The sequence below is a fragment of the Desulforapulum autotrophicum HRM2 genome, assembly GCF_000020365.1.
GTDB classification, from domain to species: domain Bacteria; phylum Desulfobacterota; class Desulfobacteria; order Desulfobacterales; family Desulfobacteraceae; genus Desulforapulum; species Desulforapulum autotrophicum.
The window spans coordinates 2,164,884-2,178,026 of sequence record NC_012108.1; the positions used below are offsets into that span (position 1 = coordinate 2,164,884).

Sequence of the window (13,143 nt, forward strand, 5' to 3'; positions counted from 1 at the left end):
TTATATCCTCCATGCCTTTGCAGGTTTGGTAGACACAACTGGCTTTTCCCTTTTTAACCTTAAATCTTTTTGATACCTACCACCGCCTTTCTTACAAAATGAGTTCTTGCCGCAGAAATCCTTGATTTCATCTCTATAATACAACACTCTGGTTGAACCCGGTGCTTGCCAGTATGACAGCAACCCTTGGTCTCGCCAATTTTTAATTGTACTCGGTACAACCCTAAAATACTCTGCAACTTCCTTCTGTGTCCAGAGTTCTTTTCCCCACAGCGTTTCAAATTCCTTTTCTTTCATTCAAACACCCCACGTTTACCAATTTGCCAGCTCCAGGGCTGGGTTGTGGAGTTTTCTTCTCCGCCCAGTTTTTTGAGATGGGTGCTCATGTCGTGGGGTATGCTGAGATGGCTGGAACATCCCGGTATAGATTTAATTTTTTACATCACCTCCTTTGATTGTTTATTGGTTTGATGGTTATCTTAATCAGGCAAATACCCTTCGGGCTCTGGCATTCCAGCATTTATTCCAAGGCTGATTCCGCAATGAACAGCTATAGCTCATGCAGGAGTCGTAAAATTCCTGGATAAAGATGCCACGATATTGAAGGGTGTTTGTGGTTTACCGATTGTTGAAGAGCAAGGACAAGAAGGAGGGGCGGTCCTGGCTCTTTTTACAATGGGATTTCAATACTTCCACATCTTAACTCATGTGAAAAGCTTCCCGTGGAGAACCGAGTGAGGTTCCTTATTTTATTTTGCTGCTTCAATTTCAGCAAAAATTTTAGTGGCTTGTTTTATCGTTCCAAAAAAGATGGCTGGATAAAACTTGGTAACCAATTCCACATCGCTAATGCTAATCAGATATGACCATTTTACCTCAGGTTTTGATTGGTTTTTAGCAAACAAAAAAAAGTCAATTCGTTGTAGGAAATCAAACGCACTTGTATGACATGCGTAGAAGCTTGATTGTATTTCAAGGGGTTTTGTACGGCCAATTTTATCGGACAGCACAAGTTCAGGCGTCAAGAGCTTTCTCTCAACTCCCATCCAATAATCTCCAGAGTGTAGATAAGCCTCTTTAGAAATTTGGGTGAGACTTAAATCCAGCTCATCAACCATTTCAGAGAATGTTTCTGAGGTTAGTCCTAATTCATTAATTTCATGTTCCTCTTCATCGTCCTTATAATAATCCCAGTCCCCCCAATCATACCCACAGCTTTCACAACGTCCTGCTATGCCGTTATCAAATTCCATCGCTTCTTCTCCACAAAAATCACACCTTACACTTTCAAAAACTTTAAAATCTCTCATAATTTTTTGCCTCGTTTAATACATTAAAATTTATAATAAAAAACACCATCCATGCCCCCAATGCTATTTCCGCCAACACAAATCCTCCTTCCGGTGGACAACCACCACATCTAACTGAAGTACAGGAGAAGGACGCAAAGATTGCGTTGATTTCACTGATGAATTTTGCGGCTGGGGTCGGAGGTGTATTACCGAATCGAAATGATTGACCGTCCATCAAACCTGCTCCTTGTTCTCAGCGGGCATAAAAAAAGCCCAAGTTCACACAATTAAACCACTCCCCGTCCTATACAGGGTTTCAATGGTTGAATTTTACGTGTGAGCCGTGGACAAGTTTGATTTCGGTCCGGTGCTCGGTTTGGTTGTGCCTACCGTTGTTGAGTGGGTAATTTATTCTGCACCTTGTGCAATTAACCGCTCTTGGTGGCGACAACGCCGGGGAAGTTGATTCCCCAATTGAAGTTAAAATAATCACAGTCCTTGATTTGTCAAGCTTATAAATCGCCCAAGAACTCTTTCAAATAGTGTTGTGGGCATATGATAGCCCGTTAACGTAAATCGTCAAGGGGTCAACCAACCTCGTTCATCAGGAGCTCATGTACCTCTTTGTCCTGGATGCCCAGGTATCTCATTGTTATTGCCGGGCTGGAATGATTGTATCTTTTACACAGGATTTCATAGCCAGCGCCGAAATGGACCCGCTGCTGGTATCCAAAAGTCTTCCTCAAAGTGTGCGCTCCGTACTGCCCCTTCAAATTGATGGCTGATGTCCAGGACCTTATCAATCGGCCAACGCTCTGGCTGGATATGTGTCCTTTGCCCTTCCTGGACCTGAACAGGTAATCATCTGCGCCAGGATTCACAGCTTTGACAAAATTTTCCAAGGCTTTGTAGACGGACTTGTTGATGACCAGAACATTTGTTTTGCCGGTTTTGGTTTCGACAATCTTGATTGCAGCCCCGGCTTTTAATCCCTCCACCTGATTGTACCGGATACGAACCAGGTCATTTGCTCTCAGGCCGTTGTTAATTCCCATGACCCACAGGAGATAGTCCCTCGGCTTAGAAGATAGCAGCCTGGAGATGGCCTTGATGTCTTTCTGTTTGCGGATGGGTTCAACGGTGATGATGGACCCTTTCTTGAGACCATTGTTGTTTGCCATGGTGGTACCTCCTTTAATGTTGAGTTTGTGAGTGGTTATGCTGGAAACTGCGCATTCAGAACTGCGGTGTTTTGATGAAAAGGCTGAGAGGCATTATTGGTGGGGCTGTGGGGGATTTATGAATGTGTTGTTCTCAGCAAAAGTAAGCATTGGTAAATCGGATAAATGAAGTTTCTCAACGTTGAGAAAGTTTGAAGTGTCCGTATACGGACAGTTCTGGACTAACACCTGTGCTGCCGCTATCATCAAAGCCACGAAGAGACTGGGTGTTTGTCTTTTTTGTTGCGTAATGGTGTTATATGGCGTTATATTTTACGTTCTGATGATTGACATGTAGTATGCCCCCTCGTTTCCAGGGACCACTATAGAATGTGATGTGAATGGATTTTCTGCGGTGGTGCTGCTTTATCTCCAAAAAAGTTGAATCTTAACCATATAAATTTTTGATTTATAAAATGGCAATAGAGGATTTTCATGCGGATAGAACAACCAAAAGGCGATAGAGGTAGCCTAAAATGGATTCAACGTCTAATTCAAAATCAACCGTTCGCTGTAAATGATAGTCTGAGAAAAGCTGGTGCGCTCTCAAATAGTCATCATATCGAATGGCTCTCCCCTCTTCGTGAAGACGTCTGGGCTGAATATCGGGATTTGCGATGGCTCAAAAAAATCGGGCAAGCACACCTTTCGCAAGTTCTGAAAAATTTCTGGCCTCGTCGTGGTCCTCAATGGGATGCGTTAGCTAAGGATGAGACAGGGCGAGTATTTCTATTTGAAGCTAAGGCACATTCCAATGAAATGAAGTCCAACTGTCAAGCTGGTGTCAATTCAAAGCGGATTATCACAAACTCTTTGAACAATGTGAAAGCCCAACTGGGAGCGAATCAAGGAACTGATTGGCTTTGTGGTTATTATCAGTACGCAAATCGTCTGGCACATTTATATATGCTTCGTGAGCATGACGTCGATGCGTGGATGGTTTTTCTCTACTTTTGTGGTGACTCGGATATGTTAGGGCCTGAATCTGAAATAGAGTGGCGTCCTCATATTGAAATGGCGCATAAACATCTTGGATTGAACTGCCAACTCCCTTATGTTGTATCTCTTTTTTATGATGTGGATAACTTATAGGTGCTTGCCTGCTGGGAAAATAAGGTTTCCATATCTGGAAAATTCGAGTGTCCGTATACGGACGGTGTAAAAATCCTTGCCTTGATAAAATCCTGGCGATGGACTACAAGATAGTTTTCAGAATATTCAGGAATAATTGCGATAGGAGGCCACCCCACCATTGAACAAACTTGACCTTATCCAGGTACTTAAAAAAAGAACGGATTTGACCAGAGAGGGAGCCGCTGAGGTTGTGGAGATTTTCTTTGACTCCCTGATTGATGCCCTTGCAAATGGTGATAGGGTCGAAATTAGGGGGTTATGCTCCTTCCACGTTAAAGATTACAAGTCATATATCGGCAGGAACCCCAAAACTGGAGAACGAGTCCTGATACCCGGCAAGAAACTACCTTTCTTCAAAGCAGGGAAAGAGTTGAAGGAGGGGGTTGATTATTGATTATATATTCGTTGCACCAAATGCCTCCGTCTTTATCAAATCAATTTTTCCTAAAACCGGGAATCCCAACAAGAGGCGACACGAGTAGATTACCACAATCCCTAAAATTTTTATGATGCTGATTTTAATACAACTATTAATGTATTCCATTCAATGTGTCCTAAGTTTCTGATAGCTCATCAGCAGCAGCATAGCCTTCCCGAGTCATTTCAAAATATTCACCTTTGTGCCCAACGTCTTTAATGTATCGTCGCCTTTGTAAATCTTCGAGCCCACCAACCCACAATGCTATTTGCCTTGGGTCTTTTCCTGTAATCAGATTCTTGCTGCCTATTTCAATCCCTTCACCGCCTAAATAGCGATTGTACATTATTGTTCCATCATCAGCGGCAGCTGCCTCTAAGAGTGTTTTTGCTTCTATGGAAAGTTCTGTAGCGGTCGATTTGACCGTTGATAGTCTAACAACACCATTTATTTTTTCACGCCAGTCTACAATTCCTGGAAGGACAGGCAAAGCACGTATGATTTCACACAAGGCTTCAAGTTCTGTTTTTGGCGTTTTCCAAACATAAGGCTTTAGCAAATCTGGAATAACACCCGCATCGCCATTCACATCGATGAATTGTAAAGTTATGAGTGAAAATTTATCTTTTTTTTCACGCCATTCTTGAATAGCGTAATTAATCTCCGTTTCCAGATAACCTTCATCCTTGAAAGATGGCGTGATAAAAAAAACTGCACCACAGGAACTTTTCATGCCTTGGAGTATGCCTCGCTCTAATGGTGTTCCTGCTGGCATTGCGTCTTCATCCAGCCAAGGGCTATAACCAAGTAGGTCTAAAGTTTTTTTGAAATTAATGACCATATCTTTGTCAACACCCTTGTGGCTCAAAAATACTTGTTTTAATGCGTTTTCTTTCATATCAATCTCTGCTCCGCAAATAATGCAAAAGTGATGTTCATGCTGTGAGGCTTTAATCGTCTCATTACAGCATGGAAAATATAATAGGTCGAAATCGTCATCGACTTCCATTGGATGAACTATTTTGCCAGGTAACTCGTCCTCCAATTTCATTTTAAGGAAACCCTTGGAATGAGCTTCCAACTCCTGACTCATTTTTTTCAACTCTGGATTAACGATATCGCTCATTGCAACTGATTGAACATATTTTACCTGTTCATCTGTATACCAACAGTTTTGCCCATGATATCCACAATATGGGCAAAATGAGATAGGTTCACTGCTGCCTTCACCAAAGAGCGCCTTGAATTTTTGATTGCAGGATGGACATTCCTGTGAAAGGAAACCATCAGTATCAGTTGGGAGGCTTACTTCCATTTGTTTCGTCCTATGGCTGGATATTATTTATATGGGATAAATATGCGTTTTGTCCATTTATACGCTGCTTTCTTTTTTCAATTTCATGAGGACTAAGACCATGTACCTCAAATTTGTTAAGCACATGTTTTTCCTTTCGCCACTCTCTCCTTGTTTTTCGCGGGACACACGGTTTTTTTCTGTTGACCCTCAATCCGACGACCGACTGTGGATGGTGATGTGGAATTAAAGTCTCTTTGTCTGGATTCAACGGAAAACCAGATTCTTTGATTATGATTTCAACTTTAGCTCTAAATGTATCCAGGATTCGTTTGCCAGAGAAATTCAAATCATCACAGTGTCTGGTATAGGACAAATTATGAATTTTGCAAAGGCCTTCCAATCTGGTATCCAGCTTTCGGGAAACCAAATTAGCAATATCCATGCTCATAGAACCACCTTGAGGAACGCCTCCTTTGACAGTGCAGAGTCTTGTGAGAATTGAAGTGACATCAGGAGAGCATTTTAACTCGTACCGGAATAATCCATAAACTTGATGGTGTGATATGTTCGGGAAGAAATTCTTGAAGTCCATGCTATAAACCCATTCCTTATTACAGTGGTTCATTGCATTTGTGACGTTAGACCTTTTTTTTATGCCACAATGGGCATTATCAGAAATCTCTATCTCTGTAAGAAGTTTGTGTATGGCTTTCTGGATATTTTTTAATAGAGCATTCGGCTTTGAAATTTCACGAAATCCTTTCCCGCTTTTTTTAGGAATTTTATCGAATTTGTATGATTTTTCTGCTCTGGACGCTGCTTTTTGTAATACTTCAGGTGCGAAACCAAGACGGTGAGCAAGGTGTTTTAGGCTGTTTATCCGCAAATCTCTCTTGGAATACGGTTCAGGCATTATTTTCTGTTTCTCCGGTCAATTCAAACAATAGGAGAGACACGATGTTGTTTTGTAATTGTTCATACTTTTTTTGGTCTTTACCTGAAAGCTCTTCCGGTGGGTTCGAGGATACAAATATAAGAGCATCTTTTGATATTTGTAATGCCTCGGCAAAATCTGAAAGCTTGTCGGAACTGGGATTTTTTGTTCCGCTTTCAATGAGTGATAAATAGTTCTGAGAAATCCCGATAAGACTTGCCATTTCTTTTTGGGTCATCTCCTTGGATGTTCTAATAAATTTTAATAATTGACCTAATTTCATATATTTAATCCTCAATGGAGGCGCAAACTGTTATTTTATGAATAAGCTATTCACCAGATACATGATAAAATTATAGATACGGCCTTTGTCCAGGCTGCTTTCCAAGCAAGCAATAAAAGCTTGAGATATAACCTTCTTTTGCTTGTCCTGATGTACTGAAGCAGTCCCTTTTGAACCTCACATGTCTCTGTTGAAAGAGAACTGATTGAAACATTCAGACTCATGATTAGATTTTCACTGTCTTTGGCAATAGCCAATGCTGCACTTACTTCTAACCGACTCTCATTTGCATTTTTTTTGAACATCTTTTTTGCTCCATTTTATATTAAAATGAACAACGTTAAGCCCCACTGTGGTGCTTTGTGTCAACCGTTGTCCGTGTAACAGCGCTCTTAGGTTCCTTTTTACCTATCCAAAAATAAAAAGAAGAATATGCTATCCTTCTAATCCAGGAGCATTCATGCATGTACATGTGCTGCCGGAATACCTACTTGAACAAAGTAGGGACCAGAGTTTAAACTGGTCGTAATCCCTGATGGGAAGGCTATAAGCCTGGTTTTAGGAGCATTCGTTACACAAATGAGCTAAAAAAGTCTGTTGTTCCAATCTTGTCAAAGAGCGAACCGGCGTTTCGCCGGGCTGTTTCAAGAATAAGATAGGTACTGTTGTCTATCTGTCAATACTATATCACTAAAAATGATAAAATATTTTATCCCAATGATTTTAAAAATGTCAAAAATCACACTTACCAGTAGGGACTGCTTGCGAAGATACCCTTTGTAGTATGTTTGTCGATTTTAATGACTGTTGATTTTTTAGAAACAAAAAAAGTCCAACCGCCCCGGTCCCTGAGACGGCTGGATGTTTTTTCCAATATGAGGGCGGTAGACATCGGACAATATAACGTCCCAGAAGCGTTAAAATGCCACTTCTATGACCTGTTTTGGTTGTGGCAACCCTTCCAACGGCTGGCAAATAGTATGTTTTTAGCCCGGAATAGCCATGCCCTATGGCGCTCAGCTAAATTGATACACCCATGCTCATATAAATTGATACACCTCCCTTTACCTTCCTGCTATACCCTGCAATAGATATAACGCCTCTACTGACAAAATAATCTAACGATTTGATCAACGATTTAAAGGAGGCTATCCCGCAGCTTTATCCCGCCTTAAAACTAACCACATTTAACACCCCGCTTACCCCGCCTTTTTTTGAATAAAATGAAGAAGGTCAATTCCGCGAATTAGGACGTTACAATATTTTATATCTTAACCCTTCCCCTATCTTCCCCAACCCATTGTACAAAATAATTTTTAATCACAGATAGAGCTACGTCCTTTATACTGCATCATGCTTAAACGGAGGTGCAGATGAATATTAAAAAGCGACGTTGCCGTCACTGTGGCCGCCTTTTCATAGTATGCAACAAAGTAAAAAAACATGATTACTGCAAAAGAGAGAAATGTCAGCTTGCCAGGAAGAGGATGTGGCAAAAAGAAAAAATGGAATCTGATCAGACGTATCATGAGGATCAAAAATCATCTCAACAGGACTGGTCCGACAATAACCCCGATTACTGGAAGCAGTACCGTCAGAAAAACAAGCGGTATACAGATGCGAACCGTGAAAAGCAACGCTACCGCAATGCCAGGCGGGGTAAAAAAGCCCAAGAATCCCCACCTCATGAACCGATTGCAAAGATGGATGCGTTATCAAAGCAAAATGCTGTGATATCAGGCAAATACAGGCTGGTTCCTCTGGAACCAGAATTGATTGCAAAGATGGATGCGATAATCGTAGAGATTAAAACAATATCACCAGGTTACACGAACTTTGGTCCGTGATTGCAAAGATGGCACGATGGACATGGGCAAAAAGGATTTGATATGGTTATTCATCCTTTTTCATGACCATGACCAGGAGAGCCACCATGATTGAACAGATTGAATTGTCGGAAATAGATCTTCGTTACGAATCGTATCGCCTTCGTTCAAAGGTAGAGGAGCAGGCTCTTATTAACTCTGTCTTGAACCATGGTATCCGGGAACCCTTGGAAGGTGTTGCGCCGGTGGACGGTCCCAAGATTCTTCTCAATGGCTTCAAACGGGTACGATGTGCCAAGAAACTCAACATTGGTATTGTTCCCTGGTATAGTCTTGGACAGGATGAAGCTGTTGGCATCCTTGAATTACTGCGCCGTTCCACGACCAAATCCCTTACGATTCTTGAACAGGCCCGGTTGATCGATGAACTTCAGGGTGTTCATGCCATGGGTACTGCCGATATTGCCCTCCTACTTGAAAAAAGTAAGGCCTGGGTGAGTGTACGTAGCGGCATCATGGTCGACATGAGCGAGTGCGTTAAAGCCGCTATTTTTAATGGTCGATTCCCTGCCTATGCCTACCTGTATATTCTGCGTCCGTTTATACGTATAAACGCAGTGACAAAAAAAGAGGTGAATACATTTGTGACTGTTGTATCCGGTATGCATTTGAGTATCCGTGAGATCAGAACGCTTGCCCATGGGTACTTTAAGGGATCGGACGAACTGCGCAAACAGATAGAAGTGGGTAATATCCCATGGTGCCTGAAGCAGTTGAAGGAAACAACCAAACCTGAGACTGGGTGTATAGGCGATGAACAGCGGATGCTCACAGATCTTGAGCAAGCGCTCAGGAAAATGCAGCGCATTTGTGTCAAAAGTTATGACAATCGCCTTACAAGTGGTGCATTCCTGGCCCAGGCTAATCTTCTTACCAAAGAATTATTAGATCATATAACACCATTTGAACAATCCATGAGGGCACTTTATGATCGATCAAGACAAACGCCAGGCAATCTATTATCTACATAAAGAGGGAATGAGCCTGCGGACAATAGCCCGCAATATGGGCATCTCTGTCAACACGGTAATATCCATTATCCAACAGCAAGGTTTGATACCGGAACCGCTCCGCAAAGATAAAATCACGATTGACGAGGCTCTTCTGAAAAAAGTTTACCAGGAGTGTAACGGCTGGAACCAGCGGATCCATGAAATTCTTACGGAAGAGCATAAGCTTGATGTTGGTTATTCAACATTAACCCGGATGATCCGTGAGCTTGACCTTGGTAACAGCAAGAAGAATAAACGTTGTAGCCAGGTTCCTGATCAGCCAGGGCAGGAGATGCAGCATGACACCACCACCTACGTCCTGCCGATAGGTGATGTTCGAATCAGGGTTGTTGCCAGCATCATTTACTGGCGCTACTCCAAGGTTCGTTATCTGAAGTTCTACCGTCATTTTGATCGATTTACCATGAAATGCTTTTTACATGAGGCACTAATGTTCTGGGGATATGCTGCCCGGGAATGCATCATTGACAATACCAACCTGGCCCGTCTGCGGGGGCTCGGCAGGAATGCTGTGATTGTTCCTGAAATGGAACGATTTGCAGCCCAGTACGGATTTGAATTTGTCTGTCACGAGAAAAATCATCCCAACAGAAAAGCCGGCAATGAAAGGAGCTTTTATACAACGGAGACAAACTTCATTCCCGGCCGAACCTTTAAGACGTTCGAAGACCTCAATCAACAAGGGTTAGCCTGGGCGACGGTGCGGATGCCGAACCGGCCTATGGCTAAAACCAGACTGATCCCCGAGAAGCTGTTTGCCCATGAACAGACATTCCTGACGAAAATGCCCGCATTCATTACACAGCCTTACCGTGAACATCAGAGAGTCACCGATCAATACGGGTATATACCCGTTGACGGCAATTATTATTGGGTACCGGGAACCGGTCGTCATGACGTGATTGCCCTGGAATACAGCGACCATCTTAAAATCTATCTCAACAGGCAGTGTCTTGGGGAGTATCAACTTCCACCAGAAGGTACGAAGAATAAAAAGATAGGACCAGACGGGCAACCACCGCCCATACGTCAGCCTCGCAACCGAAAAAAACCAACAATAAACCAGGAAAAACTTTTGAGAGAGCTCTCCTCTGAAGTGAGTAAGTACATAGATGAATTTGTAATACCGATGAGTGGTAAAAAACGTCATGGGTTCATCCGGCAAATGTACAGCCTGAACCAAAAACTGACGCCCTCATTGTTTATCGCAGCAATTGCGAGAGCCTTAACCTATCGCATCACCGATATTGAAACCATTAAACGAATTGCCGTTCTCAAGATGCAACAGGGAAATTGCAAAATCCAAAGCCCTGATGTGGATATGACGTACATAAACCGTAAAAGCTTTCTTGAGGGGCAGTTCGCCGATGAAGTAGACCTGACCACTTATGACGATCTGGAGGATACCCATGGATAAAGAATTGGAAGCTATGCTCAAGTATATCCGGCTACCAGGATTATTGGCAAATTGGAACAGCTATCTGACGACTGCGGGTCAGGATAACTACTCGCACACAAGACTCTTGAAAGAGATCATCCAAAATGAATATACCATCAAGAAAGAGAACTCCAGAAAACTTCGGATCAGCAAAGCATGCATACCGGAAAGGTATGTCATGGAGACCTTCCCGTTTGACCGGCAACCCAATCTATCCAGGAAAAAAGTCATTAACATTTATGACTCGGACTACATGGAACAACGACAGAACATAATCTGGATAGGCTCCACGGGCACCGGAAAGACTGGACTTGCCACATCCTTTTTGATGCAGGACATCAATAAGGGATACAAGGGCCGTTTTATAACCTTCCCTGAACTTGTTGAACTGCTGTATCAATCGGTTGCAGATCATACTGAAGCAAAAATCATCAAGATGTTCGAGGGATACGACACTCTTCTGATCGATGAGTTGGGCTACGTGGAGATAGAGCCGATCCAGGTAGGTTTATTTTTTACACTGATGCAACGGCGACATAAAAGAAAGACCACGTTAATCACCTCAAATCTCGGGTTTGCTCAATGGACCACCTTCTTGCAAAACAACCAACTGACGGCTGCGCTTATTGACCGTTTGACAGAAAACAGCCATGTAATCAACATGAAGGACTGTGTAAGCTTGCGAGCAAAGCTGAATACCGGACAAGGGTAGGAACTGCCATGGCCGGTTCCCGTTATACCCGTGAACATCTATTTACCCTTCGTAACCACATCCTTATAGACAGGCTGATTGAAACCATGGCCATACCTTCAAAAACCCAGGAAGGGTGTTATAGGTTCCAATGCCCTGTTTGCAACGGGTTCAACACCGGTATTAACCCAAAGACAAATCTGGCACGCTGTTTTAATTGTCAAAAAAACTATAACACAATTGACCTTGTGATGACTGTCAAAGAGCTGAGCTTTATTGATAGCGTTGCTTACCTGGAAGCATTAAAAATGACAATCCCGGTCCCATCAAGGGAGGCACACTCCCCTCCACCGACGCCAAACCGTTCAAGGGATACTGTCAAACAAAGCAAACCGGTGGTCCTTGGTGACATCTTCAAATCACTAGCAACATCTGCCCCAATCACATCCCCACAGCTTCGAAACAATGAGCGTCAGACAATTGAGAATCTTCATGAGAGAGTCTCGGTACTGGAAGACTGCATCAAATCTCTAACTGACAAAATAGCTTTAATTGAGCTTCGCTAACTGAGCACCCGTTAATCAAGTAAGGCAGGGGCCTGCGGGATAGCTGCGGGGTTCTAATTTTATTTTTTTAGGCGGGGTATTGGCCTGCTCTGTTAACCAACGTATCAATTTATCTGAGCAGAATTGTATCAATTTAACTGAGCGCCATAGCCATGCCTAACCTGATATCGGCTACGTCAGACATGCCTGATATAGAGCCCGACCACCTATCATTGTGCCAGCAATCTGAATCAGATGTTTTTACCGGCTACTAACGCTTTTCCGAGGATTTAACGGTACTCACACCTCTAATGCTCGGCTCACAACAATCTTGTGTCAGGCCAAAGGTGCTGGCCTGATGGAAACTTTATCAACACTGGATTGTGAATCCTAAGCAGTGAGTGCTTCAGGACCAACACCACAGGATGGGACCTTCTGAATCAAAACTCTGTTAAAAGAATAGAATTGGTACTTGAGGGTTAATCTTCTGAATCAAGCGTTAGTGAAAACCAGTTATCTTTGCTCCAGTGTTTTTGCAGTTTCAATTCCATTAAATTTCATATTCATCTACTTGAAGATTCATCTTCTTAAAGAATTCATCTACTTATATGTCTTAAAATTTGACCAATTTAGCCCCCAAAACGGTTAAAATTTGACCAACCATTGGTCACCAGATGACCATTTGTTTTGAAGTTGGTTAAGAGATGACCAATGTCAAGTAAAATTTGACCTACCTAAATTATCGAAATCCAGGAACTCAATTGAGCATGAACACCTGGTCACGGTAGTAATTCTCCTGAATCTTACCATCCGTCTCACTCCATTGTCCCAGAATATAAATGTTCTGACCTCGCTTTTTGCCAGCTGGCACCCAATGGTCAATTTTAATGATGCCTTCTCCCTCAAACACGTCAATATGTTTTTTAACGGTATTTTTGTTCATTGAGTGCGGACAAAAAAAATGATGGAAAAGAAATGTAAAATGGTCCAGA

15 protein-coding genes are annotated in these 13,143 nt (G+C 42.5%); 7 read left to right on the plus strand and 8 right to left on the minus strand.

Annotation, left to right across the window (positions count from 1 at the left end):
- The 4 genes from HRM2_RS09490 to HRM2_RS09505 form a co-directional block, all read right to left on the minus strand.
- Positions 1-297 carry a helix-turn-helix domain-containing protein gene (locus HRM2_RS09490; protein ID WP_015903795.1) on the minus strand — a complete coding sequence of 99 codons (297 nt, stop codon included), beginning with the start codon at positions 295-297 and terminating at the stop codon, positions 1-3.
- 452 nt (positions 298-749) lie between these two features.
- The gene (locus HRM2_RS09495) at positions 750-1,310 is read right to left on the minus strand and encodes a hypothetical protein (protein ID WP_015903796.1); all 561 of its coding nucleotides are present in this window, start codon (positions 1,308-1,310) and stop codon (positions 750-752) included.
- Positions 1,297-1,527 (minus strand): hypothetical protein, encoded by a 231-nt coding sequence (locus HRM2_RS09500; protein ID WP_015903797.1) that lies wholly within the window; start codon positions 1,525-1,527, stop codon positions 1,297-1,299. The genes HRM2_RS09495 and HRM2_RS09500 overlap by 14 nt, the downstream gene beginning before the upstream one ends.
- A 352-nt stretch (positions 1,528-1,879) precedes the next feature.
- Positions 1,880-2,473: a tyrosine-type recombinase/integrase gene (locus tag HRM2_RS09505; protein ID WP_015903798.1), complete on the minus strand. Its 594-nt coding sequence runs from the start codon at positions 2,471-2,473 to the stop codon at positions 1,880-1,882.
- Between the two features lie 474 nt (positions 2,474-2,947).
- Between HRM2_RS09505 and HRM2_RS09510 the strand changes: the two genes are divergently transcribed.
- Positions 2,948-3,604: a hypothetical protein gene (locus HRM2_RS09510; protein ID WP_015903800.1), complete on the plus strand. Its 657-nt coding sequence runs from the start codon at positions 2,948-2,950 to the stop codon at positions 3,602-3,604.
- A 160-nt stretch (positions 3,605-3,764) separates the two neighbouring features.
- Complete coding sequence (locus HRM2_RS09515) at positions 3,765-4,040, plus strand: HU family DNA-binding protein (protein ID WP_041273181.1); 276 nt, start codon at positions 3,765-3,767, stop codon at positions 4,038-4,040.
- Positions 4,041-4,200: 160 nt separating this feature from the next.
- On the opposite strand, the gene HRM2_RS09520 is transcribed toward HRM2_RS09515, so the two are convergent.
- From HRM2_RS09520 to HRM2_RS09530, 3 genes are read right to left on the minus strand one after another with little or no spacing between them, the layout of a single operon-like run.
- Positions 4,201-5,379 carry a toll/interleukin-1 receptor domain-containing protein gene (locus HRM2_RS09520; protein WP_015903803.1) on the minus strand — a complete coding sequence of 393 codons (1,179 nt, stop codon included), beginning with the start codon at positions 5,377-5,379 and terminating at the stop codon, positions 4,201-4,203.
- A 10-nt stretch (positions 5,380-5,389) separates the two neighbouring features.
- Complete coding sequence (locus HRM2_RS09525) at positions 5,390-6,274, minus strand: reverse transcriptase family protein (protein ID WP_015903804.1); 885 nt, start codon at positions 6,272-6,274, stop codon at positions 5,390-5,392.
- Positions 6,267-6,578 carry a helix-turn-helix domain-containing protein gene (locus HRM2_RS09530; RefSeq protein WP_015903805.1) on the minus strand — a complete coding sequence of 104 codons (312 nt, stop codon included), beginning with the start codon at positions 6,576-6,578 and terminating at the stop codon, positions 6,267-6,269. Before HRM2_RS09530 ends, HRM2_RS09525 begins: the two co-directional genes overlap by 8 nt.
- 1,373 nt (positions 6,579-7,951) lie before the next feature.
- Here HRM2_RS09530 and HRM2_RS25130 point away from each other — a divergent pair.
- From HRM2_RS25130 to HRM2_RS27030, 5 genes are all read left to right on the plus strand, one after another.
- Positions 7,952-8,425: a hypothetical protein gene (locus tag HRM2_RS25130; protein ID WP_012663309.1), complete on the plus strand. Its 474-nt coding sequence runs from the start codon at positions 7,952-7,954 to the stop codon at positions 8,423-8,425.
- Positions 8,426-8,511: 86 nt separating this feature from the next.
- Entirely contained in the window at positions 8,512-9,435 is a 924-nt protein-coding gene (locus HRM2_RS09545; protein ID WP_012663308.1) for a chromosome partitioning protein ParB, read from the plus strand.
- On the plus strand, positions 9,392-10,894 hold the full coding sequence (locus HRM2_RS09550; protein ID WP_012663307.1) for a helix-turn-helix domain-containing protein: 1,503 nt from the start codon (positions 9,392-9,394) through the stop codon (positions 10,892-10,894). The genes HRM2_RS09545 and HRM2_RS09550 overlap by 44 nt, the downstream gene beginning before the upstream one ends.
- The gene (locus tag HRM2_RS09555; RefSeq protein ID WP_012663306.1) at positions 10,887-11,627 is read left to right on the plus strand and encodes an ATP-binding protein; all 741 of its coding nucleotides are present in this window, start codon (positions 10,887-10,889) and stop codon (positions 11,625-11,627) included. Before HRM2_RS09550 ends, HRM2_RS09555 begins: the two co-directional genes overlap by 8 nt.
- 8 nt (positions 11,628-11,635) lie before the next feature.
- Complete coding sequence (locus HRM2_RS27030; RefSeq protein ID WP_012663305.1) at positions 11,636-12,172, plus strand: CHC2 zinc finger domain-containing protein; 537 nt, start codon at positions 11,636-11,638, stop codon at positions 12,170-12,172.
- A 736-nt stretch (positions 12,173-12,908) separates the two neighbouring features.
- On the opposite strand, the gene HRM2_RS27620 is transcribed toward HRM2_RS27030, so the two are convergent.
- Positions 12,909-13,094, minus strand: a complete 186-nt coding sequence (locus HRM2_RS27620; protein WP_015903807.1) for a hypothetical protein — start codon at positions 13,092-13,094, stop codon at positions 12,909-12,911.
- Positions 13,095-13,143: the final 49 nt, after the last annotated feature.